The organism is Cedecea davisae (assembly GCF_044095835.1).
GTDB classification, from domain to species: domain Bacteria; phylum Pseudomonadota; class Gammaproteobacteria; order Enterobacterales; family Enterobacteriaceae; genus Cedecea; species Cedecea davisae.
On sequence record NZ_CP172054.1, the window covers coordinates 492,314 to 517,363 of the forward strand.

At 54.6% G+C, this 25,050-nt stretch carries 22 protein-coding genes; 11 read left to right on the forward strand and 11 right to left on the reverse strand.

Annotated elements, in window-relative coordinates; genetic code table 11:
- The 4 genes from cpdA to ACG1VR_RS02850 all read left to right on the forward strand — a co-directional run bounded on the left by cpdA (window position 1) and on the right by ACG1VR_RS02850 (window position 5,630).
- Window positions 1-828: a 3',5'-cyclic-AMP phosphodiesterase gene (cpdA, locus tag ACG1VR_RS02835; RefSeq protein ID WP_039898831.1), complete on the forward strand. Its 828-nt coding sequence runs from the start codon at window positions 1-3 to the stop codon at window positions 826-828.
- Window positions 828-1,403: an esterase YqiA gene (yqiA, locus tag ACG1VR_RS02840; protein WP_016538229.1), complete on the forward strand. Its 576-nt coding sequence runs from the start codon at window positions 828-830 to the stop codon at window positions 1,401-1,403. The genes cpdA and yqiA overlap by 1 nt, the downstream gene beginning before the upstream one ends.
- A 45-nt stretch (window positions 1,404-1,448) precedes the next feature.
- Window positions 1,449-3,341 (forward strand): DNA topoisomerase IV subunit B, encoded by a 1,893-nt coding sequence (gene parE, locus ACG1VR_RS02845; protein ID WP_216376706.1) that lies wholly within the window; start codon window positions 1,449-1,451, stop codon window positions 3,339-3,341.
- Window positions 3,342-3,764: 423 nt separating this feature from the next.
- A complete protein-coding gene (locus ACG1VR_RS02850; protein WP_395490173.1) occupies window positions 3,765-5,630 on the forward strand; it encodes a fibronectin type III domain-containing protein in 1,866 nt (621 codons plus the stop codon).
- Between the two features lie 51 nt (window positions 5,631-5,681).
- Here ACG1VR_RS02850 and ACG1VR_RS02855 read toward each other — a convergent pair whose 3' ends face one another.
- The 4 genes from ACG1VR_RS02855 to qseB form a co-directional block, all read right to left on the reverse strand.
- Window positions 5,682-5,999, reverse strand: coding sequence for a putative quinol monooxygenase (locus tag ACG1VR_RS02855; RefSeq protein WP_016538227.1), 318 nt, complete (start codon window positions 5,997-5,999; stop codon window positions 5,682-5,684).
- A gap of 30 nt (window positions 6,000-6,029) precedes the next feature.
- On the reverse strand, window positions 6,030-6,611 hold the full coding sequence (locus ACG1VR_RS02860; RefSeq protein ID WP_016538226.1) for an NAD(P)H-dependent oxidoreductase: 582 nt from the start codon (window positions 6,609-6,611) through the stop codon (window positions 6,030-6,032).
- A gap of 117 nt (window positions 6,612-6,728) precedes the next feature.
- On the reverse strand, window positions 6,729-8,090 hold the full coding sequence (qseC, locus tag ACG1VR_RS02865; RefSeq protein ID WP_395490174.1) for a quorum sensing histidine kinase QseC: 1,362 nt from the start codon (window positions 8,088-8,090) through the stop codon (window positions 6,729-6,731).
- Window positions 8,084-8,746 (reverse strand): quorum sensing response regulator transcription factor QseB, encoded by a 663-nt coding sequence (gene qseB, locus ACG1VR_RS02870; protein ID WP_039898829.1) that lies wholly within the window; start codon window positions 8,744-8,746, stop codon window positions 8,084-8,086. The genes qseC and qseB overlap by 7 nt, the downstream gene beginning before the upstream one ends.
- A 191-nt stretch (window positions 8,747-8,937) precedes the next feature.
- Between qseB and ACG1VR_RS02875 the strand changes: the two genes are divergently transcribed.
- The 6 genes from ACG1VR_RS02875 (at window position 8,938) to ACG1VR_RS02900 (ending at window position 17,193) form a co-directional block, all read left to right on the forward strand.
- The gene (locus ACG1VR_RS02875) at window positions 8,938-9,342 is read left to right on the forward strand and encodes a YgiW/YdeI family stress tolerance OB fold protein (RefSeq protein ID WP_016538223.1); all 405 of its coding nucleotides are present in this window, start codon (window positions 8,938-8,940) and stop codon (window positions 9,340-9,342) included.
- Between the two features lie 147 nt (window positions 9,343-9,489).
- Window positions 9,490-11,760 (forward strand): DNA topoisomerase IV subunit A, encoded by a 2,271-nt coding sequence (gene parC / locus ACG1VR_RS02880; protein ID WP_016538222.1) that lies wholly within the window; start codon window positions 9,490-9,492, stop codon window positions 11,758-11,760.
- Window positions 11,761-11,850: 90 nt separating this feature from the next.
- Window positions 11,851-12,606, forward strand: coding sequence for a 1-acylglycerol-3-phosphate O-acyltransferase (locus ACG1VR_RS02885; protein WP_016538221.1), 756 nt, complete (start codon window positions 11,851-11,853; stop codon window positions 12,604-12,606).
- A gap of 62 nt (window positions 12,607-12,668) precedes the next feature.
- A complete protein-coding gene (gene ftsP / locus ACG1VR_RS02890) occupies window positions 12,669-14,081 on the forward strand; it encodes a cell division protein FtsP (protein ID WP_016538220.1) in 1,413 nt (470 codons plus the stop codon).
- A gap of 163 nt (window positions 14,082-14,244) precedes the next feature.
- Window positions 14,245-16,413 carry a YgiQ family radical SAM protein gene (locus ACG1VR_RS02895; RefSeq protein WP_279051106.1) on the forward strand — a complete coding sequence of 723 codons (2,169 nt, stop codon included), beginning with the start codon at window positions 14,245-14,247 and terminating at the stop codon, window positions 16,411-16,413.
- A gap of 117 nt (window positions 16,414-16,530) precedes the next feature.
- Window positions 16,531-17,193: an HAD family phosphatase gene (locus tag ACG1VR_RS02900; RefSeq protein ID WP_039898828.1), complete on the forward strand. Its 663-nt coding sequence runs from the start codon at window positions 16,531-16,533 to the stop codon at window positions 17,191-17,193.
- Between the two features lie 40 nt (window positions 17,194-17,233).
- Here the strand turns inward: ACG1VR_RS02900 and phnE (ACG1VR_RS02905) are convergent, their stop codons facing one another.
- The 6 genes from phnE (ACG1VR_RS02905) to yqhD all read right to left on the reverse strand — a co-directional run bounded on the left by phnE (ACG1VR_RS02905) (window position 17,234) and on the right by yqhD (window position 23,237).
- A complete protein-coding gene (phnE, locus tag ACG1VR_RS02905) occupies window positions 17,234-18,115 on the reverse strand; it encodes a phosphonate ABC transporter, permease protein PhnE (RefSeq protein WP_016538217.1) in 882 nt (293 codons plus the stop codon).
- Window positions 18,112-18,981: a phosphonate ABC transporter, permease protein PhnE gene (phnE, locus tag ACG1VR_RS02910; RefSeq protein ID WP_016538216.1), complete on the reverse strand. Its 870-nt coding sequence runs from the start codon at window positions 18,979-18,981 to the stop codon at window positions 18,112-18,114. The genes phnE (ACG1VR_RS02905) and phnE (ACG1VR_RS02910) overlap by 4 nt, the downstream gene beginning before the upstream one ends.
- Window positions 18,982-19,082: 101 nt before the next feature.
- Window positions 19,083-20,024, reverse strand: coding sequence for a phosphonate ABC transporter substrate-binding protein (gene phnD / locus ACG1VR_RS02915; RefSeq protein WP_039898827.1), 942 nt, complete (start codon window positions 20,022-20,024; stop codon window positions 19,083-19,085).
- Window positions 20,025-20,059: 35 nt separating this feature from the next.
- Window positions 20,060-20,902 (reverse strand): phosphonate ABC transporter ATP-binding protein, encoded by an 843-nt coding sequence (gene phnC / locus ACG1VR_RS02920; protein ID WP_395490175.1) that lies wholly within the window; start codon window positions 20,900-20,902, stop codon window positions 20,060-20,062.
- Between the two features lie 231 nt (window positions 20,903-21,133).
- Entirely contained in the window at window positions 21,134-21,970 is an 837-nt protein-coding gene (gene dkgA / locus ACG1VR_RS02925) for a 2,5-didehydrogluconate reductase DkgA (RefSeq protein WP_016538213.1), read from the reverse strand.
- Window positions 21,971-22,073: 103 nt separating this feature from the next.
- A complete protein-coding gene (yqhD, locus tag ACG1VR_RS02930) occupies window positions 22,074-23,237 on the reverse strand; it encodes an alcohol dehydrogenase (RefSeq protein ID WP_172568978.1) in 1,164 nt (387 codons plus the stop codon).
- 187 nt (window positions 23,238-23,424) lie between these two features.
- On the opposite strand from yqhD, the gene ACG1VR_RS02935 reads away from it, so the two are divergent.
- Entirely contained in the window at window positions 23,425-24,312 is an 888-nt protein-coding gene (locus ACG1VR_RS02935; protein WP_172568979.1) for an AraC family transcriptional regulator, read from the forward strand.
- Between the two features lie 51 nt (window positions 24,313-24,363).
- Here ACG1VR_RS02935 and yghB read toward each other — a convergent pair whose 3' ends face one another.
- Entirely contained in the window at window positions 24,364-25,023 is a 660-nt protein-coding gene (gene yghB / locus ACG1VR_RS02940) for a DedA family general envelope maintenance protein YghB (protein WP_016538210.1), read from the reverse strand.
- Between the last annotated feature and the right edge of the window lie 27 nt (window positions 25,024-25,050).

Genomic DNA, 25,050 nt, shown 5'->3' on the forward strand with positions numbered 1-25,050 from the left:
TTGGAAAGCCTGTTAACCCTTCCTGTGGCCGATGGGGGCCGGATCAGGATACTGCAAATAACCGATACTCATCTGTTCGCCGGAAAAGACGAAACGCTGCTGGGTATTAATACCTGGAAAAGCTACCAGGCGGTGATTGCCGCTATTCTTGCCGAACAGCATGCCTGTGACCTGGTGGTTGCAACCGGTGATTTAGCGCAGGATCATAGCGCGGAGGCCTACCAGCACTTTGCTGAGGGCATCTCCAGATTTTCTGCGCCCTGCGTTTGGCTTCCAGGAAATCACGATTTCCAACCTGCCATGTTCAGCGCGCTTCTGGAAGCGGGTATTTCTCCTGCCAAACGCGTGCATATTGGCGAGCACTGGCAAATTCTGCTGCTGGACAGTCAGGTCTTTGGCGTCCCGCACGGAGAGCTGAGTGATTATCAGCTGGAATGGCTGGAGCGCCAGCTTGCCGCTGCCCCGGAACGCCACACGCTGCTTCTGCTTCACCATCATCCGCTTCCGGCTGGTTGCAGCTGGCTCGATCAGCACAGCCTGCGCAACGCCGCCGCGCTGGATGCCGCACTTAAGGCCTGGCCGCAGGTTAAAACCCTGCTCTGCGGGCATATTCACCAGGAGCTGGATCTCGACTGGAACGGCCGCAGAATGCTGGCCACGCCTTCTACCTGCGTCCAGTTCAAGCCGCACTGCGCTAACTTTACCCTCGATACCATCGAACCGGGCTGGCGCTGGCTGGATCTCTATCCGGACGGGAGCCTGACGACCGAAGTGTGCCGCTTGCAGGGCTGCAAATTTAACCCGGATACGGCTTCCGAGGGTTATTGATGTCAGCTCTACTGTATTTACACGGGTTTAATAGCTCTCCGGCATCTGCAAAGGCGACCCGGATGCAGGCATGGCTTGCACAGCATCACCCGGAAATTGAGATGATCATTCCGCAATTGCCGCCCTATCCTGCGGATGCTACCGAGCTTCTTGAGTCGCTGGTGCTGGAGCGTGGTGGCGAGCAGCTTGGTATTGTCGGCTCCTCGCTTGGCGGCTACTACGCCACCTGGCTGTCGCAGTGTTTCACCCTGCCGGCGGTGGTGGTAAATCCTGCCGTTCGCCCGTTCGAGCTGCTGGTTGATTATCTTGGCAAAAACGAGAACCCCTACACCGGGCAGCAATATGTGCTAGAGTCACGCCATATTTACGATCTAAAAGTCATGCAGATTGACCCGCTGGAAGCGCCGGATCTTATCTGGCTGCTGCAACAGACGGGCGACGAGGTGCTTGATTACCGCCAGGCCGTAGCTTACTACGCGCTCTGCCGCCAGACGGTGGAACCCGGCGGCAATCACGCCTTTACGGGCTTCGAAGATTATTTCACACAGATTGTCGACTTCCTCGGCTTGAGCTGAGGCCAGCCGGCCGATTTCCTGTTTCGCTATCTGAATGAATAAACCATGACGCAATCCTATAATGCCGATGATATAGAGGTGCTCACCGGGCTTGAGCCAGTTCGCCGCCGCCCGGGAATGTACACCGACACCACTCGTCCTAACCATTTGGGTCAGGAAGTCATTGATAACAGCGTCGATGAGGCGCTGGCTGGCCACGCCAAGCGCGTGGATGTCATCCTGCACGCCGACCAGTCTCTGGAAGTTATCGATGACGGGCGAGGAATGCCTGTTGATATCCATTCCGAAGAAAAAGTCCCGGCAATTGAGCTGATCCTTTGCCGCCTGCACGCTGGCGGTAAGTTCTCGAATAAAAACTACCAGTTCTCCGGCGGCCTTCACGGCGTGGGGATTTCGGTGGTTAACGCCCTTTCCAAACGCGTTGAAGTGACCGTGCGCCGCGACGCACAGGTTTACAGCATCGCTTTTGAAAATGGCGACAAGGTGCAGGATCTGGAAGTGATCGGCACCTGCGGCAAACGTAATACCGGCACCAGCGTTCACTTCTGGCCGGACGAAAGCTTCTTCGACAGCCCGCGTTTCTCCGTTTCTCGCCTCAGCCACCTGCTGAAGGCTAAAGCCGTGCTGTGCCCGGGCGTGGAGATAACCTTCACCGACAAAGTCAACAATACCGAACAGCGCTGGTGCTATGAAGATGGCCTGAAGGATTACCTGTGCGAAGCGGTTGACGGCCTGATTACGCTGCCAGAAGCCCCGTTTATCGGCAACTTTTCCGGCGATACCGAAGCGGTAGACTGGGCGCTGCTGTGGCTGCCCGAAGGCGGCGAGCTGCTGACCGAAAGCTATGTAAACCTGATCCCAACTATGCAGGGCGGGACGCACGTTAACGGCCTGCGCCAGGGCCTGCTGGATGCGATGCGTGAATTTTGCGAGTACCGCAATATTCTGCCGCGCGGCGTGAAGCTCTCCGCCGAAGATATCTGGGAACGCTGCGCTTATGTGCTGTCGGTAAAAATGCAGGATCCTCAGTTTGCCGGGCAAACCAAAGAACGTCTCTCTTCTCGTCAGTGCGCCGCATTTGTTTCCGGCGTGGTAAAAGATGCCTTTAGCCTCTGGCTGAACCAAAACGTGCAGGCGGCCGAACAGCTTGCCGAACTGGCTATTTCGAGCGCCCAGCGCCGTATGCGCGCCGCTAAGAAAGTGGTTCGCAAAAAGTTAACCAGCGGCCCGGCTTTACCGGGGAAACTGGCCGACTGTAGCGCGCAGGATCTGAGCCGCACCGAGCTGTTCCTGGTAGAAGGGGACTCGGCGGGCGGCTCGGCCAAGCAGGCTCGCGATCGCGAATATCAGGCAATCATGCCGCTGAAAGGTAAGATCCTGAATACCTGGGAAGTCTCTTCCGACGAAGTGCTTGCCTCGCAGGAGGTTCACGACATCTCGGTGGCTATCGGGATCGATCCTGACAGCGAAGATCTTAGCCAGCTGCGTTATGGCAAGGTTTGCATTCTTGCGGATGCGGACTCGGATGGTCTGCATATTGCCACGCTGCTGTGCGCGCTGTTTGTACGCCACTTCCGCTCCCTGGTTAAGGGCGGGCACGTTTATGTCGCGATGCCGCCGCTCTACCGTATCGACCTCGGCAAGGAGGTTTATTACGCCCTGGACGAAGAAGAGAAGGCGGGCGTGCTGGAGCAGCTTAAGCGTAAGAAGGGCAAGCCGAACGTACAGCGCTTTAAAGGGCTGGGCGAGATGAACCCGCTTCAGCTGCGTGAAACCACGCTGGATCCGAACACTCGCCGCCTGGTGCAGCTAACCATCAGCGATGAAGACGACCAGCGCACGCTGGCAACCATGGATATGCTGCTGGCCAAAAAGCGCTCCGAAGACCGCCGTAACTGGCTACAGGAGAAGGGCGATATGGCGGATATAGAAGCTTAACGCTACCCTCGTTCGCTAAAAGGGATGGCTCAGGCCATCCTTTTTTATTTCGGCCTTCACGCCTCGATTTTTTCATGAGTAAAGAAGCCATCTCCGCTATTAATTATAATGATCTTAGTCATTCAATCGGGTGATTTTTTCATTGTCCAGACGAGTGTCATATTTATTGTATGATGTTTTTTTGCTGTTTGAATATACGTTCTATTATACATAAATAATAATATTCTTTCTTATCAATACACTATAATTTTTATTTTTAGTTTTTTATTATATGAATATAGGATATCTAATGTTTATATAAATATATGATGTGGCATATTCCTTTTTTCGTTAAATTAATATTTATTGCGAGCTTTAATTTTAAAATAGTGTCTATGCTGGTGGTGCTCGCCAATATTAACTTAACTTTCGATGAGGTTTATTATGGCTATTCGTAGTGTAGATATATTGTTTACTCCTGAATGGGATGTGTATGGGCAGTGGTATTCAGTTCTGTCAATTGTTATGAAAAATAACACCGGGAAAGCGCTGGAAGATCCCGAAATAAAAATTGAACTCGGGCAGGCTGCAACAGGTACACAGGATGTCGGGTATGTTTTTGAACAGGATGGTAAGTTCCTCACCGGTAACCTTGCGCCCAATTTATTGCCGGTAGAAGCGGGTGGTTCAGTGACTTTTAAAATCGGCCTGAATTTTAGCAGTGGGTTTGATGGTTCTTTCCCCGCTAATTATTGGGTAGACGGCGTGCTGGCTGAAGGTGGTTGCGGCAGCGGTGAGTTAGATGATGAGCCACCAACCCAGCCAAAATCCTTGAAAGAGACCAGCGTGACGGATACGACTATTGGCATTGCCTGGGATGCTTCAACCGACAATGTGGGTGTGGATCATTATGTAGTACATTATTCATCAGGTTCTGCCGATCATCAGCAGACAGTATCAAATACCCAGGCTTTGTTATCAGACCTGAAACCTGAGACATCGTATAAAATATATGTAGTCGCGGTGGATAAGGCTGGGAATAAATCAACAAAATCTTCTGAGATTAGTGTAAAAACGAAATCCAAAGTGGTTGATAATGAGCCACCAACAGTTCCCACGAATTTACGAACTGAAAATGTCAGTTCAACAAGTGTGGCATTGAAATGGAATCCTTCGAAGGATAATGTGGCGGTTGCGGGTTATACCGTGCAGTACACGGAAAAAGGTGGGCAGGCGAAAACGCTTGATAGCGATACAAACTCAGTAACGATTAGCGGATTAAAACCGGAAACGACTTACTCTATTAAAGTCCTTGCCTATGATGGCAGCAATAATAAATCTGCGTACAGCAATGCCTTAAATGTCACAACAGCAGAGGGTGGGAATGCAACGGTTCCTTATGCGCCGTATGTCGATGTTACGCTCTTTGCTAACTGGAATAGCACTCTTCCATCAATAAATACTGATTTTGTGAAAGATGCGCTGGCGTTAGGCGTTAAGAAATTCCACCTTGCATTCGTGGTTTATGACAGAACAACGGAGGATATCGTATGGGGTACGAGTTACTTCCCTCTCAGCAGTATTAAAAATACCGTTGATCTCATTAATGAGGGCGATGCCGAGGCTATTTTTGCATTTGGTGGAGCCAGCGGATTAGATCCTTCGGTTGAGCTGTCAGTCAGCGATCTGACAAAACTGTATGTCGATATCGCGAAGACATATGGCGTTCGTCATATTGATTTCGATTTTGAAACATACGGATTATACGATTACAGCGTAGCGTTCCCGGCTGCTATCGCAGCTAAAAAACAAGTGCCAGATTTAAACTTTAGTCTGACGCTGCCCGTGATGCCAAGTGGCCTGGTGGCTGAAGGGTTAACGATGATTAAAGATGCGAAAAACCGTGGTCTTGATGTCAGCGTGCAAATTATGGCGATGGATTACGGACAGAGTAATTCTGATATGGGTAATGCCGCCGTTCAGGCCGCAATCAGCACGAAAGATCAGCTGGCGAAAATCTACCCCGAGAAATCTGAGGCGGAGCTTTTCTCTCTGATCGGCGTAACGCCTATGCTGGGCCGCAACGATACCGCGCCTGAAACCTTCTTCCTTACGGATATCCCGACATTAACAGACTTTGCCAAAACAAACGGTATTGCGCTGATTGGTGCCTGGAGCCTGGCTCGAGACTTCCCTGCCGGGATGGACAGCCACGGCAACTCGCATAGCGAGCTGTCAACCTGCGCGCAGGAGCCAAACCAAACTGAGGAATATGAATTCCTGACAACCTTCCTTAAAAACCTGTCATAACTAAAAAACCCCATCTCTTCAGGAGGTGGGGTTTCTTCTCTCTGCGGCGTGTTACTTAACGGCTTCTTCAAGAATGCGGATATGAACTTCCAGCACGTCGTCTTTCACGCGGGCGCTGTGCTCCTTCATGTGCGTGGTCTGGAGGTGGGCTTCCAGATGCGCGATGGTTTCCCATTTCTCCAGCATGAAGATGGAATCCGGTGCGGTGGTCTGGAACGCTACCTGAGCGTTATGGTCCACCAGCGGCGCATAGCCGTGGCAACCTTCTTCCTGCAGCACGGTCGGAATAATCTTCTCAAATGCCGCGATGGTCGCCTGGCGATGATGTGAACCAGGACGAGTGCGAATTTCAGCAATCACTGTCAGCATGACTAACTCCTTATGTTATCCGGCCAACAGTTAAGCAAAAATCTCTGCCAGATGCTTGCGATATTCTGCGACATAATGTGGCACGTCTGGCTGTTTGATAACGTCGTTAGCGATAAAGGTCGGTAGACCTTCCATTCCCAGGAACTGGTTAGCTTTGTGGAACGGCAGGTAAACGCCGTCTACGCCAACGCCGTGGAAGAACTGATCTTTGTCGGTGAAAGCTTCCATCGGTGCGTTCCACGTCAGGGACAGCATGTAGGTTTTCCCCTGAATCAGGCCGCCGGAACCATATTTTTTTGAGGCGTCTGAACGAGTACGGCCGTCGCTGGCGTACAGAGAACCGTGGCCTTCGGTAAATACATCATCGATATATTTTTTCACGGTCCATGGAGCACCCATCCACCAGCCCGGCATTTGCCAAATCACGGTGTCGGCCCACAGGAATTTCTCAACTTCTGCTTTAACGTCGTATTCGCCGTCGGCGCGGGTCACCTGAACATCATGTCCGAGGTCGCGCAAATAGGTTTCCGCGACTTCAGTCATGGTGTCGTTAAGCTGGCCGTTTGAGTGGCCGAATTTTTTACCGCCGTTGATAATCAGTATGTTGCTCATCGTTAGCCCTTAAATAATTACGTTTGCCAATCATTATAATGAGAGTGGCGTCACGAAAAAATGGCTAAAATGTGCAAAGACTTTTGCTATTTGCGCAAAAATCGACACCGGAAAGCCTTAAGACCAGCTCAGCAGTACCCTGAATCCACCGTCCTGCGCATTGCCAAAGGCGGCATTCATGCCGTGCAGGGCGGCGATACGCTTAACGATGGACAATCCAAGACCGCTGCCGTTTTTTAACTGGCCCGGCGGGCGGAAGAAGCGCTGACCGAGCGACGCAAGGTGTTCCGGGCTAACGCCCGGCCCGTTATCGATAATCTCCAGCGAATTGCCCCGTAAAATAACCTGCACAATGCTGCCCGGAGGGCTGTAGCGCACCGCATTATCCAGAATATTGCGCAACATTAAGCCCAGCAGCAGCGGCTGCCCGCGGTGAATAACCGGCTCATTCTGCATCTTCAGCCTGATATCAACGCCTTCACGCTGGGCATTATGCCAGGCTTCCATCACGGCCTCCTGAAGTAGCGCCTGGAGTGATATCGACTGCACGTCGTTCAGCTCGTCTAGCGAGTCCAGGCGTGAAAGCGTCAGCAGCTGTTCTACCAGGCGGGACGCTCTGTCTATGCCCTGATGGAGATTAATCAGCGCTTGCTCTCTTACCGGAGCATCCTGTTCAGCAAGCTGCGCCACTTCTGCCTGTACCTTAAGGGCAGCCAGCGGGCTGCGAAGCTCGTGTGCGGCATCCGACGTAAAGCGACGCTCGCGCTGCATCAGTTCATTTGTTCGCTCAAAGAGTTGGTTTAGCGCTTCGGCCAGCGGTTTTACTTCCAGCGGTAAATCCGTTGTTTCCAGGCGAGTGGTGTCTCCCGGTGAACGGCGCTGAAGCTTCTGTGCCAGCCTGCTTAAAGGCGCAAGCTCTGAGCTGACTAACCAAATCAGCAGAATCAGCATTAACGGTAGGGCAATAAGCCAGGGAGCCAGTTGGGAAGAGACAATGTCCAGCGCCATCTCATCCCGGTAGTCCCACTCCTGGCCCACCACGATGCGGTAGCGGCCATCCTGCGTGGTTAGCCAAACCAGCCGCCAGAGATCGTCATCATTCGCCAATTGCCCATCGACAAATCCATCCCTGTGCCAGCTGTAAGTTAGCCCTTTGCCGCTGTCACCGTCGTTGAGTACCAGCCTGCCGTCGGCGCTAAAAATAGCGAAGGCAAGAGTGTCATCGTCCAGTTTTCCTCGATGTTTTTTTATCATGCTTTTGCTGCGTGGCAGCTGGGGTTCTGCGCCCGGCGTTGTGTCAAAATCCAGCACGCTTAATCTTTTGGCAAACAGCAGTTGTTGAGTATCAAAAAGCTTGTTCAGGGAGTGCCGGGCTTCATACCAGGCGGCGGTACTTGCCAGCGCCGCGGCAACAAGGGTGAGCGCAATAAAGCCAGCGGTAAGGCGGGTGCGTAAGCTTTTCGTCAGGGTTCTCAGCATGCATCACCCAGCGTATAACCGATGCCGTGGACGGTGCGAATAAAATGGCTGCCCAGTTTCTTGCGCAGGTGATGGATATGAACCTCCAGCGCATTTCGCGACACATCGTCGTCCCAGTTATAAAGTTTTTCCTCAATTAAGGTACGCGGGAGCACCCGGCCCGCATTGCGCATCAGCAGCTCAAGCAAAGCAAACTCTTTGGGTTTCAGCTGCAACGGTTCGCCGTTTAATGAGACGGTAAGATTGATAGGGGAAAGAACAACGCCGCCGTGGGTAAGTTCAGGCTGGGCATGGCCGTGAGCGCGGCGCACAAGCACCTGTAGCCGCGCCACCACTTCTGCCAGGGCAAAAGGTTTACACAGATAGTCATCCGCGCCGAGCTGAAGCCCTTCTACGCGTTCGTCCAGCGAATCCCTCGCTGTAAGAACCAGTACCGGCTCATTGCGCCCGTCTTTACGCCATGCTCGCAGGATATCTAAGCCGTCCATCCCCGGAAGGCTGAGATCAAGCACTACCGCATCATAAGGTGCCTGGCCAAGCGCCAGTTTTCCCTGCTGGCCGTCGCTAAACCAGTCGACGGCAAAGCCCATTTTGACCAGACCCGCTTTGATGCCATCTCCAATCAGCGGATCGTCTTCAATTAATAATATGCGCATGGCGAACTCCTTGTTGCTGCCTTTATGCGGTGAAGTAAATACCGGAAGCCGCGGGCTGTACAGCTCTAAAGCCAATGCCTTCGGGGCATGCCGCAAATTCGCAAGAAAAAGCATGTTTGATATGTGGGATTAAGATCTGGTTAAGATTTGCCTGGTTTAATGGGGCTACACAACCTAAGGAGAATACAATAATGAAAAAGACAGCAGCTATGTTCGCGATCGTTGCCTTAACCTCTGCCCCGGTATTTGCGGCGCAAACCGGCGGTGGTTTTGTGGACCCGAATGCGCAGGTGCAAACGCAGCCTGGGCAGCAGGGCGGTTTCGTTGGCCCGACCGGGAATAAAACCACCGTGAAGCAGGCAAAAAGCTTCTCTGACGACACCTGGGTTACTCTGACCGGTAAAATTGAACAGCGCATTGGCGGCGAGCACTATATCTTCCGCGATGCGACCGATAGCGTAAATGTGGACATTGACCACAAGCGCTGGAACGGCCTGACGGTTACGCCGCAGGACACCGTTGAAATTCAGGGCGAAGTCGACAAAGACTGGAACTCTGTTGAAATAGACGTAAAGCAAATTAGCAAAGTGAAATAAGGCCCGGCGCGCGGCCTTTGTTGACGCTCTGCCGCCGCGCATAAAGCTATTCATCTCTATGACTCGACAGGCCAGATAAGGTACTATCGGCGGCAATTACGCCGATTGTGGCCACAATCGGCTCGTCAGTTTGAGGATGAATGAGCAATGAGTGATTTGACTCATGATGGTGCTGAGCGTCTTGCGCTGCACGAATTCACGGAAAATGCGTATCTCAATTATTCCATGTACGTCATCATGGACCGTGCGCTGCCGTTTATCGGCGACGGGCTTAAGCCCGTTCAGCGGCGCATCGTCTATGCGATGTCGGAGTTGGGGCTAAGCGCCAGCGCGAAGTTTAAGAAGTCCGCGCGTACAGTTGGTGACGTACTGGGTAAATATCACCCGCACGGCGATAGCGCCTGCTATGAAGCCATGGTGCTGATGGCGCAGCCGTTTTCCTACCGCTACCCGCTGGTAGACGGGCAGGGCAACTGGGGTGCGCCGGACGATCCTAAGTCCTTTGCGGCGATGCGTTATACCGAGTCGCGCCTGTCAAAATATGCAGAACTGCTGCTCGGCGAGCTTGGCCAGGGCACGGTGGACTACATCCCGAACTTTGACGGAACGCTGCAGGAGCCGAAGATGCTGCCTGCGCGCCTGCCCAATATCCTGCTGAACGGCACCACCGGCATCGCTGTCGGTATGGCGACAGATATTCCTCCGCACAACCTGCGTGAAGTCGCTCAGGCTGCTATCGCGCTTATCGATCGGCCGAACACGACTCTCGAGGACGTGCTGGATATCGTTCACGGCCCGGATTACCCGACCGAAGCGGAAATCATTACCCCGCGCGAAGACATTCGCAAAATCTACCAAAATGGCCGTGGTTCGGTGCGCATGCGCGCTGTGTGGAAAAAAGAAGATGGCGATGTTGTCATCACTGCGCTGCCACACCAGGTCTCCGGCGCTCGCGTTCTGGAGCAGATTGCCAACCAGATGCGCGCTAAAAAGCTGCCGATGGTGGAAGACCTGCGCGATGAGTCGAACCATGAAAATCCGACTCGTCTGGTGATTGTGCCGCGCTCTAACCGCATCGATATGGAACAGGTGATGAACCACCTGTTTGCGACCACCGATCTTGAAAAAAGCTACCGCATCAACCTGAATATGATTGGCCTGGACGGCCGCCCGGCGGTGAAAAACCTGCTGGAGATCCTCAGCGAGTGGCTGGTTTACCGCCGCGATACGGTGCGTCGCCGTCTGAGCTATCGTCTGGAAAAAGTCCTTAAGCGCCTGCATATCCTCGAAGGTTTGCTGGTGGCGTTCCTCAATATCGACGACGTAATTCACATCATCCGCACTGAGGATGAGCCAAAGCAGGAGTTGATGTCCCGCTTTGAACTCAGCGAAACCCAGGCCGAAGCCATTCTTGAGCTGAAGTTACGCCATCTCGCCAAACTCGAAGAAATGAAGATCCGCGGCGAGCAAAGCGAGCTGGAAAAAGAGCGCGATCGGCTACAGGGCATTCTCGCTTCCGAGCGTAAAATGGATACCCTGCTGAAGAAAGAATTGCAGGCTGATGCCGATGCCTTTGGGGACGACCGTCGTTCCCCGCTGCGTGAACGTGGCGAAGCCAAAGCCATGAGCGAGCACGATATGGTGCCGTCCGAACCGGTAACAATTGTACTGTCGCAGATGGGCTGGGTTCGCAGCGCCAAAGGGCATGATATCGATGCCCCGGGCCTGAGCTATAAAGCGGGCGACAGCTATCTCGGCTCGGCAAAAGGTAAGAGCAACCAGCCGGTGGCGTTTATCGACTCCACGGGCAGAAGCTATGCATTAGATCCCATCACGCTGCCGTCTGCGCGTGGCCAGGGCGAGCCGTTAACCGGCAAGCTGACACCGCCGCCGGGTGCGACCGTTGACTATGTGCTGATGGCCGCCGATGAGCAGAAACTGCTGATGGCTTCTGACGCAGGGTACGGCTTCGTTTGTACCTTCAACGATGTTGTTTCACGCAACCGTGCAGGCAAGGCGCTGATATCGCTGCCGGATAACGCACGCGTGCTGCCGCCGCTGGAAATTCATAGCGCGGACGACATGCTGCTGGCTATCACCGCCGCCGGGCGTATGCTGATGTTCCCGGTAAGCGACCTGCCGGAACTGTCGAAAGGCAAGGGCAATAAGATTATCTCTATCCCGTCAGCCGAAGCGGCTAAAGGCGAAGATAAGCTGGCCCATCTGTTTATCCTGCCGCCGCAAAGTACGCTGACGCTTCACGTAGGCAAACGCAAAATTAAGCTGCGCCCTGAAGAATTGCAAAAAATCACCGGCGAACGCGGCAGACGCGGCACGTTGATGCGTGGTTTGCAGCGTATCGACCGGGTAGAAGTGGATTCCCCGGCGCGTGCGGGGGCTGGAGACAGCGAAGAATAATCCGGGGCGCGGCGGTATCTCTGCCGCCGTCCGGTGTGTTTTACGCTAAAGCCGGTATACTTATCAGCGGCTTCGGCTCATGAGGTAGTTATGTTAGCGATTGTTCGTTTTATCATTGTCGTTATTTACTGCATCCTGGTATGCATCTTTGGTTGTATTTACTGTCTGTTCAGCCCGCGTAATCCGCGCCATGTAGCAACTTTCGGTCACCTCTTTGGGCGCCTGGCGCCGGTGTTCGGCCTGAAGGTTGAAACCCGCTTACCGGCAGGTGCAGAAAACCATCCAACGGCGATTTACATCGGCAACCATCAGAACAACTACGATATGGTGACGGCGGCAAACATTGTTCAGCCGCCGACGGTGACGGTGGGTAAAAAAAGCCTGCTTTGGGTCCCGTTCTTTGGTCTGCTTTACTGGATAACCGGCAACCTGCTGATTGACAGGGATAACCGTGCGAAAGCCCACGGGACTATCGCTCAGGTTGTTGAGCAGATGCGAAAACGTAAAGTCTCCATCTGGATGTTCCCGGAAGGAACCCGCAGCCGCGGCCGTGGCCTGCTGCCGTTCAAAACCGGCGCATTTCACGCGGCGATAGCCGCCGGGGTACCGATTATTCCGGTGTGCGTTTCCAATACCAGTAATAAAATTAAGCTGAACCGCTGGAACAACGGTTTGGTGATTGTCGAAATGCTGCCGCCTATCGACACCAGCACCTACGGCAAGGATCAGGTGCGCAAGCTCGCTACCGACTGCCGCGAGCTGATGATGGCTAAAATCGATGAATTAAATAAAGAAGTCGCCGCGCGTGAAGCCGACGGCAAGATTGCAAAGAAACAGGCGCACTAAACGCCGCTTTTGGCGGTACGGTTTGTACCGCCTTACGTTATTCAGTTTTACATGGAGCAATTATGTCACTCAGTCGGCGTCAGTTTATTCAGGCATCCGGGGTCGCGCTTTGTGCGGGTTCGGTGCCGCTGAGGGCAAACGCGGCAGGGCAGCAGCAACCGTTACCGGTTCCTCCTCTTCTTGAATCCCGTCGCGGTCAGCCGCTTTTTCTGACGTTACAGCGCGCGCACTGGTCATTTACCGGTGGCGCAAAAGCTCCTGTCTGGGGGCTTAACGGGCGCTATATGGGCCCGACCATCCGCGTCTGGAATGGTGACGACGTGAAGATGATTTACAGCAATCGTCTACAGGAAAACGTTGCCATGACCATTGCTGGTTTACAGGTCCCCGGCCCGCTTATCGGCGGCGCAGCCCGCATGATGTCGCCTAACGTTGACTGGGCACCTGTTCTGCCGATTCGCCAGCGAGCCGCCACATTGTGGTATCACGCCAATACGCCAAACCGCACCGCGAAGCAGGTATATAACGGCCTGGCGGGAATGTGGTTGATTGAGGATGAAGTCAGCAAATCGCTGCCTATTCCTAACCATTACGGCGTGGACGACTTCCCGATTATTATTCAGGACAAACGCCTCGATAACTTTGGTGCGCCGGAATACCAGGAGCCGGGCAGCGGTGGTTTTGTTGGCGATACGCTGCTGGTGAACGGGGCGCAAAGCCCGTACGTTGAGGTTTCTCGCGGCTGGGTGCGCCTGCGTTTGCTTAACGCATCCAACTCGCGCCGCTATCAGCTACAGATGAGCGACGGCCGTTCGATGGCGGTTATCTCAAGCGATCAGGGCTTTTTACCCGCGCCGGTTTCCGTAAAGCAACTGTCGCTTGCGCCGGGTGAACGCCGTGAAATCCTGATAGACATGACGGAAGGCAAAGAGGTTTCGATAACCTGCGGGGAAGCGGCGGGCATTATGGATCGCATTCGCGGCTTCTTCGAGCCTTCGAGTATCCTGATTTCCACCCTGGTTCTGACGCTGCGGCCTACCGGCCTGCTGCCGCTGGTTACCGATACTCTGCCAATGCGCCTGCTGCCTGAAGAGATCCTCGGCGGTAACCCGGCGCGCAGCCGTGAAATCACCCTCGGCGACGATCCCGGCATTAACGGTCAGCTGTGGGATATGAAGCGTATTGATATTCAAACCCAGCAGGGCAGTTGGGAGCGATGGACGGTAAGAGCCGACACGCCGCAGTCTTTCCATATCGAAGGCGTAAGCTTCCTGATCCGCAACGTCAACGGCGCTTCGCCGTTCGGTGAAGATCGCGGCTGGAAGGACACAGTTTGGGTGGACGGCCAGGTTGAGCTGCTGGTTTATTTCGGCCAGCCATCCTGGGAGCATTTCCCGTTCCTCTACTCAAGCCAGACGCTGGAACTTGCGGACAGAGGCTCTATCGGCCAGTTGCTGGTTCAGCCCGCACCGTAGTTTTTACCCTCGCCCTACACCAGGCCTTTTCCTCCTCGCCCTTTAGGGGATAGGGCCGGGGTGAGGGGCAGATAAAATACCGAATATCCCTTCAAAAACTACTGCTATAAGGCGTATAATCGCCGCCCTCTGTTTATTTCTACATCATTTTTTCGGAAAACCTATGAGCGCCCAAAGCCTGATCCAGCCGGATCGCGAACTCTTTTCGTGGCCACAATACTGGGCCGCCTGTTTCGGTCCGGCGCCGTTTTTACCCATGTCCCGCGAGGAGATGGACGAACTCGGCTGGGACAGCTGCGACATCATTCTGGTTACCGGCGATGCCTACGTTGACCATCCCAGCTTCGGAATGGCTATCTGCGGCCGCATGCTGGAGGCGCAGGGGTTCCGCGTTGGCATCATCGCCCAGCCGGACTGGACCTCTAAACACGACTTTACGCGCCTGGGTAAGCCGAACCTGTTCTTTGGCGTAACCGCCGGGAATATGGACTCAATGATTAACCGCTACACGGCGGATCGTAAACTGCGCCATGACGATGCCTACACGCCGGATAACGTAGCGGGTAAACGCCCGGATCGTGCATCTCTGGTCTACACCCAGCGCTGTAAAGAGGCCTGGCGCGATGTGCCGGTGATCCTCGGCGGTATTGAGGCCAGCCTGCGCCGCACCGCGCATTACGATTACTGGTCCGATACCGTGCGGCGTTCGATCCTGGTCGATGCTAAAGCCGATATGCTTATCTTTGGTAACGGGGAACGCCCGCTGGTGGAAGTGGCCCACCGTCTTGCCAACGGCGAAGGGATCGAGGCGATTTGCGACGTGCGCAATACTGCGATCGTGCGTAAAGAGGCGATGCCCGGCTGGTCCGGCGTTGACTCCACGCGGCTCGATACGCCGGGCAAAATCGATCCGATCCCGCATCCTTATGGCGAAGATCTCCCCTGCGCGGAGGGCAACAAACCGCAGGAAAAAAAGGCCGATGAGGCTAAGCCCGTTACCGTACAGCCCCCGCGCCCCAAGCCGTGGGAAAAGACTTACGTCCTGCTGCCGTCTTTTGAAAAGGTCAAAGCCGACAAGGTGCTGTATGCCCACGCCTCGCGTATTTTGCATCACGAAACCAACCCGGGTTGCGCCAGGGCGCTGATGCAGAAGCACGGCGATCGCTATATCTGGATCAACCCGCCGGCGATCCCGCTTTCCACCGACGAAATGGATAGCGTATTTGCGCTGCCTTATCAGCGCGTGCCGCATCCTTCATATGGCAAGGCGCGCATTCCGGCCTACGAGATGATCCGTTTCTCAGTGAACATTATGCGCGGCTGCTTTGGCGGTTGTTCATTCTGTTCGATTACCGAGCATGAAGGCCGCATTATTCAGAGCCGTTCCGAGGACTCGATAATCAGCGAGATCGAAGCGATGCGCGACAGCGTGCCGGGCTTTACCGGCGTGGTTTCCGACCTTGGCGGCCCCACCGCCAATATGTACATGCTGCGCTGCAAGTCGCCGCGCGCCGAGCAAACCTGCCGCCGCCTTTCGTGCGTGTATCCGGAAATTTGCCAACATATGGAAACCAACCATCAGCCGACGATTGACCTCTATCGCCGCGCCCGTGACCTGAAGGGCGTGAAGAAGATCCTGATTGCTTCGGGCGTGCGCTACGACTTAGCCGTTGCCGACCCGCGCTACATCAAAGAGCTGGCTACTCACCACGTTGGCGGCTACCTGAAAATTGCGCCCGAGCATACCGAAGAAGGGCCGCTGTCGAAGATGATGAAGCCCGGAATGGGGAGCTATCACCGCTTCAAAGAGCTGTTTGATACCTATTCGAAACAGGCTGGCAAAGAACAATATCTGATCCCATACTTTATCTCTGCTCACCCGGGCACGCGTGATGAAGATATGGTGAATCTGGCGATATGGCTTAAGCAGCACCGTTTCCGCCTCGATCAGGTGCAGAACTTCTATCCTTCACCGCTGGCTAACTCCACCACCATGTATTACACAGGCAAAAACCCGTTGAGCAAGGTGAGCTACAAAAGTGAGGACATCGTAGTGCCGCGAGGTGACCGCCAGCGCCGCCTGCATAAAGCCCTGCTGCGCTATCACGATCCGGCTAACTGGCCGCTGATCCGCGAGGCGCTGGAAGCGATGGGCAAAAAGCATCTGATTGGCGGCCGCCGCGAGTGTCTGGTACCTGCGCCAACGCTGGATGAAATGCGGGAAGCCCGCAGGTATAACCGCAAGGCTCAGCCTGCACTCACAAAACATACTCCGGTTGCGCACCAGCGCCGCCCGGCAGGGCCAGGGAAACGGAAGCCAATAGCGAAGTAACGATAAGCTTTCATGCCGCTGTCATTTTTTTCTGCGACAAAGAGGGAATGGAATCCTTGCCCGCCAGGCTTGCTGTAAGATGTCTGGCGGCTCTCTTTGTTGAAATGAGAAATGAACATGTCCAATCCGCTTTATGTCTTTGACCTCGACCACACCCTCATTCATGGCGACAGCAGCACGGTCTGGAGCCGTTTTCTCTCCCGCGAAGGGCTGATTAAAGACGCTGATTACCTGGCTAAAGAGCACAAGCTAATGCTGGACTATCAACGTGGCGAAATGAACATCCATGAATACGTGGGTGTGACGCTCTCGCCGCTGGCGGGGATGACAATTGCCGATGTAGACAGCCTGGTGGCGCGCTGCGTGGAAACGGATATCCTGCCGCTGGTTTACCCTGAGGCAAAACGCCTGATCGAAAAAATGCACGCCCTGGGCCAGCAGATGCTGATTATCTCTGCCTCCGTGAGCCTGCTGGTTAAAGCGATTGCGCCGCGGCTCGGTATTCAGCATGCGATAGGCGTTGATCTGGCGACGGGAAATAATGCCTACACCAGCGTGATCAGCGGCGTGCCGAGCTATCAGGCGGGCAAAATAACCAGGCTGAAGGAGTGGCAGAACGCTCACCCGGAATACGGCGGCGAGCTGACCTTCTATACCGACTCCATTAACGATTTACCGCTGTGCCTGGAAGCCGATCGTGTGCTGATGGTCAACCCTTGCCAGAAGCTGGCGGCGCAGGGCGCTCGCTACGACTGGCAGACCCTGAACTGGTCTCTGTAGGAATGTGGGGCGCATTCCAGCCGCGCCCCGGCATTACGTTTTACTGCGGAGTAAACAGCGGCACGGGCTTGCCGGTAATATAGCGGCGGCGCAGCCAGGCGGAAATAGTGTCCATCGCCATGACCACGCAAACCAGAATCAGGGTGATAAACATCACCACATCCCAGTTCCACAGCCGCATATTCTCGGCATAAACCAGCCCGACGCCGCCCGCCCCAACAAAGCCCAGCACCGCGGCTGAACGCGTGTTGGACTCAATCTGGTACAGGCTGAGGGAAAGAAACGCCGGGAACGACTGAGTAAAGATCCCGAAGCGATGTTTCTGAACGCCAGCCGCACCCACGGCGGTTAATCCCCGGCTGGGAGAGCGTTCCACGGCTTCGTGGCCTTCGGCATATAGCCTGCCGAGCAGGCCGGTGTCCTGCACGACAATCGCCAGTACGCCAGCCAGCGGGCCAAGCCCAACGGCGCGCACGAAAATCAGCCCCCAAATCGCCATATCCACGCCGCGCAGCACGTCAAACAGGCGTCTCACCAGCAGCGCGACAATCCGTGCAACCGGCCCCTGCATAATATTGCGGGCGGCAAAAAACGACAGCAGCAGCGCCAGCACCGTGGCGGTGAGGGTCCCGGCGAAGACTATCGCCAGCGTAATGGCTATCTGCGAGAAGTAATAGGCAAACGGCCAGTTAATAAAATCATGCCAGACGAACATGCGCAGGAAATAGCGGCCCAGCTGAACCATACCGCTGAGGATCTGGCTGGAATCTATGCCGAAGGTGAAAAAGAACCACACGTAATAGCCGAGCACGGCCAGCGCCAGCAGCCCAATATTACGCAGATAGCGCCCCTGCATGCGGTACAGTTCGCGATGCTGCTCGCGGCTTTTTGCAATATCCGGTTTGATATGAGAAGCACTCATTTTTTCCCCTCCAGAACCCAGCGACGCAGCCGCCCGGACAGCACATCGAGGATTGAAACCACCACGATTATCAGCAGCAGGGTAATGCTCACCTGATCGTAGCGGTCGAGTTTGATATTGGTCATCAGCTCCTGGCCAATGCCGCCCGCGCCGACCAGCCCGAGGATGGTGGAGGAGCGAAAGTTAATTTCAAAGCGCATAAAGCTGTAGGAGAGGAAGATAGGTTTGACCTGCGGCCACAGGGCGAAGCGTATGCGCTGAATCGGCGTTGCGCCGCTGGCGACCAGACCGCGGACCGGCTTGTCGGAGGCGCTTTCAATGGCCTCGTAGAACAACTTGGTCAGGCTGCCGATGGTATGCAGGGCCAGCGCCAGAAAACCGGGTATGGCGCCGATGCCGAAGGCCATCACGAACATCACCGCCCAGGCGAGTTCCGGCATGGTGCGCAGGAACGCAACCGCCGCACGAACGCCAAAGCGTACCGCCGGTGGCGTCCAGGTGTTGCCCGCGGCGAGAAAGGCCAGCACGGCGGCAATACAAGTTGATATCAGCGTCGAAGCCAGCGCCAGCTGGAGCGTTTCCCAGATAAGAGGCAACTGGATAGGCAAACGGTAGCCCCAGTAAGCCAGCGAGCCTTTGGTGTGCACGTCGGCCAGCAGAACCGAAAGGTGCAGCGTCGGCAGAGTTTCGAACATGTAATCGAGAAAGTTCGGCAGAGACTGCCAAATGGTGGTCAGGCTAAACTCAGCGTAATGACCGGCGGTAAGATAAAGCCCTACCAGCAGTAGAGACCAAATCAGCGTGTCGCGTTTCTGGCGCATTCTGACCTGGCGATAGTAACGCTCAAATTCCGTATTCAACATCATCACTTATTATCCGGTTTGTTTCCGGCGACGGGTTGCCCCGCCCTGATAAAAAAGCACCCTGGCAGGCCGCCTGGGTGCGATTTTTATGCGGCTTGCTGTGATTAACGGGCGCTAACCAGCTCGCGCTTCATATCGATAATCTTCTGGAAGTCCGCCACGGAAGCCGGGCCGATGTGCTGGGTGCCGCCCATCGCCTTCACGAAGCAGGCGTGATCTTCTTTATCCAGTTTCTTCACCGCATCAACCACTTTGGCCTTGAAGTCAGCCGGCAGCTTGTTGCTCACCAGGATCGGGCCGTTCGGGATCAGAGGTGAAGTCCAGATAATGCGGATCTGCTTCATCAGGTCCGGGTGATCCATGCGGATCAGGCGGTTAAATGCGCCGGTAGTGTAGCCGTCGTTATAATCACCCACCATTGAAGCCCAGGTTACCGCGCCTGCGAACTGGCCGTTCAGCACGCCGAGGATGTCCTGCTCGTGGCCGCCTGAGAAGGTGACGCTGGAGAAGAAGTTGTTGTATTTGTTGTCCGGGGTGCCGCCGAGCTTCTGTTTAAACTCGTGGTTAGGGATAAGGTAGCCGGAAGTGGAGTCCGGATCGGCGAAGCCGAAAGATTTGCCTTTCAGATCTTCGATGGTTTTGTACGGGCTATCGGCCTTCACGATAACGACCGAATGGTAGCCACGAGATTGATCTTTATCGTCAACCGCGATGCCAACGATATCCACCGCTTTCGGGTCGTTCATATAGACCGATGCGTAAGAAGAAGGAGACATGCTCAGCACCAGGTCGACTTTACCGCCGATCAGGCCCTGAATAACGCCAGAGTAGTCAGAAGAGTTACGCAATTTAGTGTCGACATTCAGTTCCTTATCCATGAACTGCTTCACACACTGGTTATCACCAATTTGCTGGGTCGCATTCTGTCCGCCGAGGATCCCGAGGTTCAGTTCGCGCGGCTGGTCGGCAGCCATAGCGTGGCCCGCAATCACAAGGCCAGTAATCACTGCAGATAAACGTAATGCGCCAGTCAGTTGCTTTTTCATTATCATTGCCTGTGTTGTATCAATTGGAGAGAGAATTAATGCACTTGATTGATTTCATCGCCGTACAAAAGATGCAGCACGTCGTCCGTCAGCATCGAAGGATGACCGTCAAACACGATATTTCCTTTTGCAACCCCGATAACGCGGGTGCAGTACTCCTTCACCAGCTCGATGGAATGCAGGTTCACCATCACGCTGATGCCTTGCTCACACACTTCGCGCAGCACTTTCATGATGCGCTGGGTATTTTTCGGGTCTAGTGACGCAACTGGCTCATCGGCCAGTAAGATACTTGGGTTTTGCATCAAGGCGCGGCAAATGGCTACGCGCTGCATCTGGCCGCCGGAAAGATTTTCCGCACGCTGAAGTGCGTGCGGCAGCATGTTCATCCACTCGAGCAGGGAAATCGCACGGGCGAGGTCGGCTTCCGGGAAGACTTTGAACAGCGATTTGAGCGTAGAGGTCTGGCTCAGGCGGCCCAGCAACACGTTAGTCAGCACGTCGAGGCGGGGTACCAGGCAGAAGTCCTGGAAAATCATCCCGCATTCGGTACGCCACTGGTTCAGCGCGCGGCCGCTCAGCTTAGACACATCGTGCGGCATCCCGACTTCCGGAAAGCTGAGGATCTCGCCCGACGTGGCAGTATGGGTGCCGTTGAGAATATGTAGCAGGGTTGATTTCCCCGCGCCGGAGCGGCCAACAACGCCAACCAGTTCACCGGCATGCAGGTCGAAATTAATATCATGCAGCACGGTCTGGTGGGCGTTATAGGCTTTACTCAGGCTCTTTACGCTCAATACTTTACGGCCTGGTACAGGCGCAAACTGCGGCAAAGAATCGAGGTCAGTGTGGGTAACGACAGCAAGCGATCGGTTCATAACCATTCCAAAATGAGTTAGCGAAGCTGGCCCTATTTATCGTGGTGTTGTGTGACTTTTTGATTACGGCTAAAAGAACAAATAATGAACGCCGTAAAAATTCACTCAGCAGTCATGCTGTTGCGCTACTTGCCGGGGAGAGTGTGATATGCGAGGGAGGACAGGGCAGATAGGTGAAAAAGCCACCTGACGCAGTCTGTGCGAAAGGTGGCTTATTTATAGTCTAATCAACTAGATGGATGTTACGTCGAAGGTGTCCGGATCCGGCCCCAGGCGTTTTCCGCTGTCCAGCTTAGCGATTTCAGCAAGCTCTTCTTTGTCCAGACGGAAGTCGAAGACATCGAAGTTTTCGGCAATGCGTGAAGGCGTGACGGATTTCGGGATAACCACAAGGCCGCTATCGAGATGCCAGCGGATAACCACCTGAGCAGGCGTTTTGCCGTACTTATCCGCTAAATCACGAATAATTTTCTGGTCAAATACCCCTTCGCCACCCTGCGCCAGCGGGCTCCAGGATTCGGTCTGGATCTTGTGGGTCGCGTTCCAGGCGTGGAGCTGACGCTGCTGAAGTAGCGGGTGCAGCTCAATCTGATTGATAACCGGGCTGACGCCGGTTTCGTCGATCAGCCGCTGCAGGTGATTAATATTGAAGTTACACACCCCAATACTTTTCACCAGCCCCTCTTTTTGCAGTTCGATCAGGCTTTTCCAGGCTTCAAGATAATGGTCTTTGCTCGGCACCGGCCAGTGCAGCAGGTAGAGATCAACATAGTCCAGCTGGAGCTTTTTCAGGCTGTCTTCCAGCGCCTGACGAGGACGCTGCTGGTCGCTATTCCACAGCTTGGTGGTGATAAACAGCTCTTCACGCGCCAGCCCCGCGCCCTTAAGCGCAGCGCCAACGCCGTCTTCGTTTTTATAAGCGGCGGCGGTATCAATGGAACGGTAACCGACCTCGAGCGCGGCCTCGATAGCGGTCTTTACCTGGTCGTTACTCGCCTGCCAGACGCCCAGCCCAAGCTGCGGCATCACGTTCCCATCCTGGAGCTTAATCAGGGTTGGATGAGTCATATGTACCTCCTTAATGGTGCGAAAAACACCGGGCAAGCCCGGTGTAACATTTGCATTAAGTCTAGTAGAAACTCCGGCAACGAAAGACGGAACCTCGATTCTCTTAGCGTGCCGCTTCGTAAATACGGCGGCTAACGTCGAGAGTGATGTCCTGGCGTTCGCCGAGTTTGGTCATGCCTTTTTCTTCAAGTTTTACCAGCAGAGCAGGGATGGAGCTGCCGTCCAGACCGTAAGCGGACAGGCGGGTAGCGGTGCCCATTTTCTCGAAGAAATTGCGGGTTGCTTCAATCGCGGCATCAATACGTTCTTCTTCGCTGCCGGAAGTGATATTCCAGACGCGCTCTGCGTATTGCAGCAATTTGGCGTGCTTCTCAGCGCGCTTCTCGTTCATCAGAGAAGGCAGCACCACCGCCAGCGTTTGAGCGTGATCCAGGCCGTGCATTGCGGTCAGTTCGTGGCCCAGCATGTGGGTCGCCCAGTCCTGCGGCACGCCTGCGCCAATCAGGCCGTTAAGGGCCATTGTTGCCGCCCACATGACGTTGGCACGTACGTCGTAGTTTTCCGGATCTTTCAGCGCTTTCGGGCCATCTTCGATAAGCGTCAGCAGAATGCCTTCAGCGAAACGGTCCTGAACCTTGGCGTTAACCGGGTAGGTCAGATACTGCTCGATGGTGTGAACAAAGGCATCGACCACGCCATTAGCAACCTGCTTAGGCGGCAGAGTGTAGGTGTAAACCGGGTCAAGTACCGCGAATACAGGCTGCACGAAATCAGACATAAACGCCTGTTTGTCGCCGGTTGAGCGGCGGGAGACCACTGCACCTTTGTTAGACTCGGAGCCAGTTGCCGGTAGGGTCAGAACGGAGCCCATCGGGATAGCGCTTTTAACATCGTCACCGCGGGTCAGCAGAATGTTCCATGGGTCGATATCCTGAGGATAGTTAGCCGCCGCCGCGATGAATTTGGTGCCGTCCAGAACGGAACCGCCGCCTACGGCCAGCAGGAAAGTAATTTTTTCTTTACGGGCGATTTCGACCGCTTTCATCAGGGTTTCATAAGACGGGTTAGGCTCGATGCCGCCGAACTCCAGTACGTCGAGGCCTTTGAGGGCTTCATAAACCTGGTCCAGCACGCCGGTTTTTTTAACGCTGCCGCCGCCGTAAGTAATCAGTACGCGCGCCCCGGCAGGGATCTGGTCGCGCAGCTCTGCGAGGGAGCCTTTGCCAAACAGGATGCGGGTAGGAGTATGAAGATTAAAATTATTCATGAGGTGTTTCCCGTTGGTTAGATGAGTGACATTGCTAAATCTGATGGCAGCCATTGTGGTCTTCAGGAGAGTCTCTCTCAATGCATATTCCTGCCTTTGTCTTGCCTATTTCTCCATATGGCTGGAGAAACGGCGAAATTCATCGCACACTGTATCCCGGATGAAAAGCGCCGTGGAGAGCCTGGACATGAACCGCAAAGCCGTCTGCTTACAGCTGACAGAAAAAATTAATGAGCTGATTTTAAAAGAAAAGAGTGAAAACTTTTTTGATGGCGTACGCCTGATGTACGGCAGTAAGCCCATGGTGCGCACTCCGGTAATGTACGACCCGGGCATTGTTTTTCTCTTTTCTGGTCATAAAACGGGTTATCTCAATGACCGCGTTTTCCGCTACGACGCCAACGAATATCTGCTGCTGACGGTGCCTTTACCCTTTGAATGCGAAACTTTTGCCACGCCGGAAGTGCCGCTGGCGGGAATGCGTATAAAGGTTGATATCCAGCAGCTCCAGGATTTGCTGATGGATATTGGCGAAGACGATTTGTTTCATCCTCAGTCCTGTTCGGACGGGATCAACTCCGCCGTGCTTTCGGAAGAGATTCTCTGTGCCGCCGAGCGACTGCTGGACGTTCTTGAACGCCCGCTTGATGCGCGAGTTCTGGGTAAACAGATTATCCGCGAAATTCTTTACCATGTTTTGACAGGGCCAAGCGGCGGTGCGCTTCTGGCTCTGGTAAGCCGCCAGACGCACTTTAGCCTGATAAGCCGCGTGCTGCGCCGCATTGAAAACCAGTACACCGAGAACCTGTCGGTGGACCAGCTTGCCGCGGAGGCGAACATGAGCGTCTCGGCGTTTCACCATAATTTTAAGTCCGTCACCAGCACCTCGCCGCTGCAATACCTGAAGAGCTACCGGCTGCATAAGGCCCGGATGCTGATGCTGCATGACGGCATGAAAGCAAGCGCGGCGGCTATTCGAGTGGGCTACGAGAGTGCTTCTCAGTTTAGTCGGGAATTTAAGCGCTATTTTGGCGTCACGCCGGGAGAGGATATGGCGCGGATGCGGGTGAGTTAAGAATGAGAGGCGGAGCGAATAAAAGGGCCTTATCCGCTCTGGTTAACCGGGTTATGCGGCGCTAACTTTTTTTTTCAGCACCACAAACAGGGTGCCGACGAGGCCGAAAATCAGCAGGGCGACCGGCAGGATCATCAGGAAGGTCATTACCTGGTCTTCATGGCGCTTCACGAACGGGATCATGCTCAGGGCGTAGCCCAGGCTAATTACCACGCCCACCCACAGCAGGCCGCTCAGCCAGTTGAAGAACTGGAAACGACGGTTGCTGAGGCCGGAAATGCCCGCCATGGTTGGCAGCAGGGTGCGTACAAATGCCAGGAAGCGGCCAACCAGCAATGCCAGCAGGCCGTGGCGGTCAAACATTTGTGTCGCGCGCTGGTGGTATTGCGTCGGGAGCTGATGCAGCCAGCCTTTTACGGTTCGGGTATTGCCGAGCCAGCGGCCCTGCAAGTAGCTCAGCCAGCAGCCCAGGCTTGCGGCAACGGTCAGAATAACCAGCGTCGGAACAAATCCCATTACCCCTTTCGCTATCAGCGCACCCGCGAGCAGCAACAGGCTATCTCCCGGTAAAAACGAGGCGGGAAGCAGTCCATTTTCCAGAAACAGCGTTGCGAACATAACGCAATAAACAACACCAATAACGTGGGGGTCGGCCAGCGCGGCAAAATCGTGATGCCAGAGCGCCTCGACAATATTTTGTATAACAGCCATGGGTATTCCTGTGGAACCGCTTATTGA

Excerpts from the sequence above, each read along its gene's own strand:
- yqiA (WP_016538229.1), top strand. The coding sequence starts at position 828 with ATGTCAGCTCTACTGTATTTACACGGGTTTAATAGCTCTCCGGCATCT.
- parE (WP_216376706.1), top strand. The coding sequence starts at position 1,449 with ATGACGCAATCCTATAATGCCGATGATATAGAGGTGCTCACCGGGCTT.
- ACG1VR_RS02850 (WP_395490173.1), top strand. The coding sequence starts at position 3,765 with ATGGCTATTCGTAGTGTAGATATATTGTTTACTCCTGAATGGGATGTG.
- ACG1VR_RS02855 (WP_016538227.1), bottom strand. The coding sequence starts at position 5,999 with ATGCTGACAGTGATTGCTGAAATTCGCACTCGTCCTGGTTCACATCAT.
- ACG1VR_RS02860 (WP_016538226.1), bottom strand. The coding sequence starts at position 6,611 with ATGAGCAACATACTGATTATCAACGGCGGTAAAAAATTCGGCCACTCA.
- qseC (WP_395490174.1), bottom strand. The coding sequence starts at position 8,090 with ATGCTGAGAACCCTGACGAAAAGCTTACGCACCCGCCTTACCGCTGGC.
- qseB (WP_039898829.1), bottom strand. The coding sequence starts at position 8,746 with ATGCGCATATTATTAATTGAAGACGATCCGCTGATTGGAGATGGCATC.
- ACG1VR_RS02875 (WP_016538223.1), top strand. The coding sequence starts at position 8,938 with ATGAAAAAGACAGCAGCTATGTTCGCGATCGTTGCCTTAACCTCTGCC.
- parC (WP_016538222.1), top strand. The coding sequence starts at position 9,490 with ATGAGTGATTTGACTCATGATGGTGCTGAGCGTCTTGCGCTGCACGAA.
- ACG1VR_RS02885 (WP_016538221.1), top strand. The coding sequence starts at position 11,851 with ATGTTAGCGATTGTTCGTTTTATCATTGTCGTTATTTACTGCATCCTG.
- ftsP (WP_016538220.1), top strand. The coding sequence starts at position 12,669 with ATGTCACTCAGTCGGCGTCAGTTTATTCAGGCATCCGGGGTCGCGCTT.
- ACG1VR_RS02895 (WP_279051106.1), top strand. The coding sequence starts at position 14,245 with ATGAGCGCCCAAAGCCTGATCCAGCCGGATCGCGAACTCTTTTCGTGG.
- ACG1VR_RS02900 (WP_039898828.1), top strand. The coding sequence starts at position 16,531 with ATGTCCAATCCGCTTTATGTCTTTGACCTCGACCACACCCTCATTCAT.
- phnE (WP_016538217.1), bottom strand. The coding sequence starts at position 18,115 with ATGAGTGCTTCTCATATCAAACCGGATATTGCAAAAAGCCGCGAGCAG.
- phnE (WP_016538216.1), bottom strand. The coding sequence starts at position 18,981 with ATGATGTTGAATACGGAATTTGAGCGTTACTATCGCCAGGTCAGAATG.
- phnD (WP_039898827.1), bottom strand. The coding sequence starts at position 20,024 with ATGAAAAAGCAACTGACTGGCGCATTACGTTTATCTGCAGTGATTACT.
- phnC (WP_395490175.1), bottom strand. The coding sequence starts at position 20,902 with ATGAACCGATCGCTTGCTGTCGTTACCCACACTGACCTCGATTCTTTG.
- dkgA (WP_016538213.1), bottom strand. The coding sequence starts at position 21,970 with ATGACTCATCCAACCCTGATTAAGCTCCAGGATGGGAACGTGATGCCG.
- yqhD (WP_172568978.1), bottom strand. The coding sequence starts at position 23,237 with ATGAATAATTTTAATCTTCATACTCCTACCCGCATCCTGTTTGGCAAA.
- ACG1VR_RS02935 (WP_172568979.1), top strand. The coding sequence starts at position 23,425 with ATGAACCGCAAAGCCGTCTGCTTACAGCTGACAGAAAAAATTAATGAG.
- yghB (WP_016538210.1), bottom strand. The coding sequence starts at position 25,023 with ATGGCTGTTATACAAAATATTGTCGAGGCGCTCTGGCATCACGATTTT.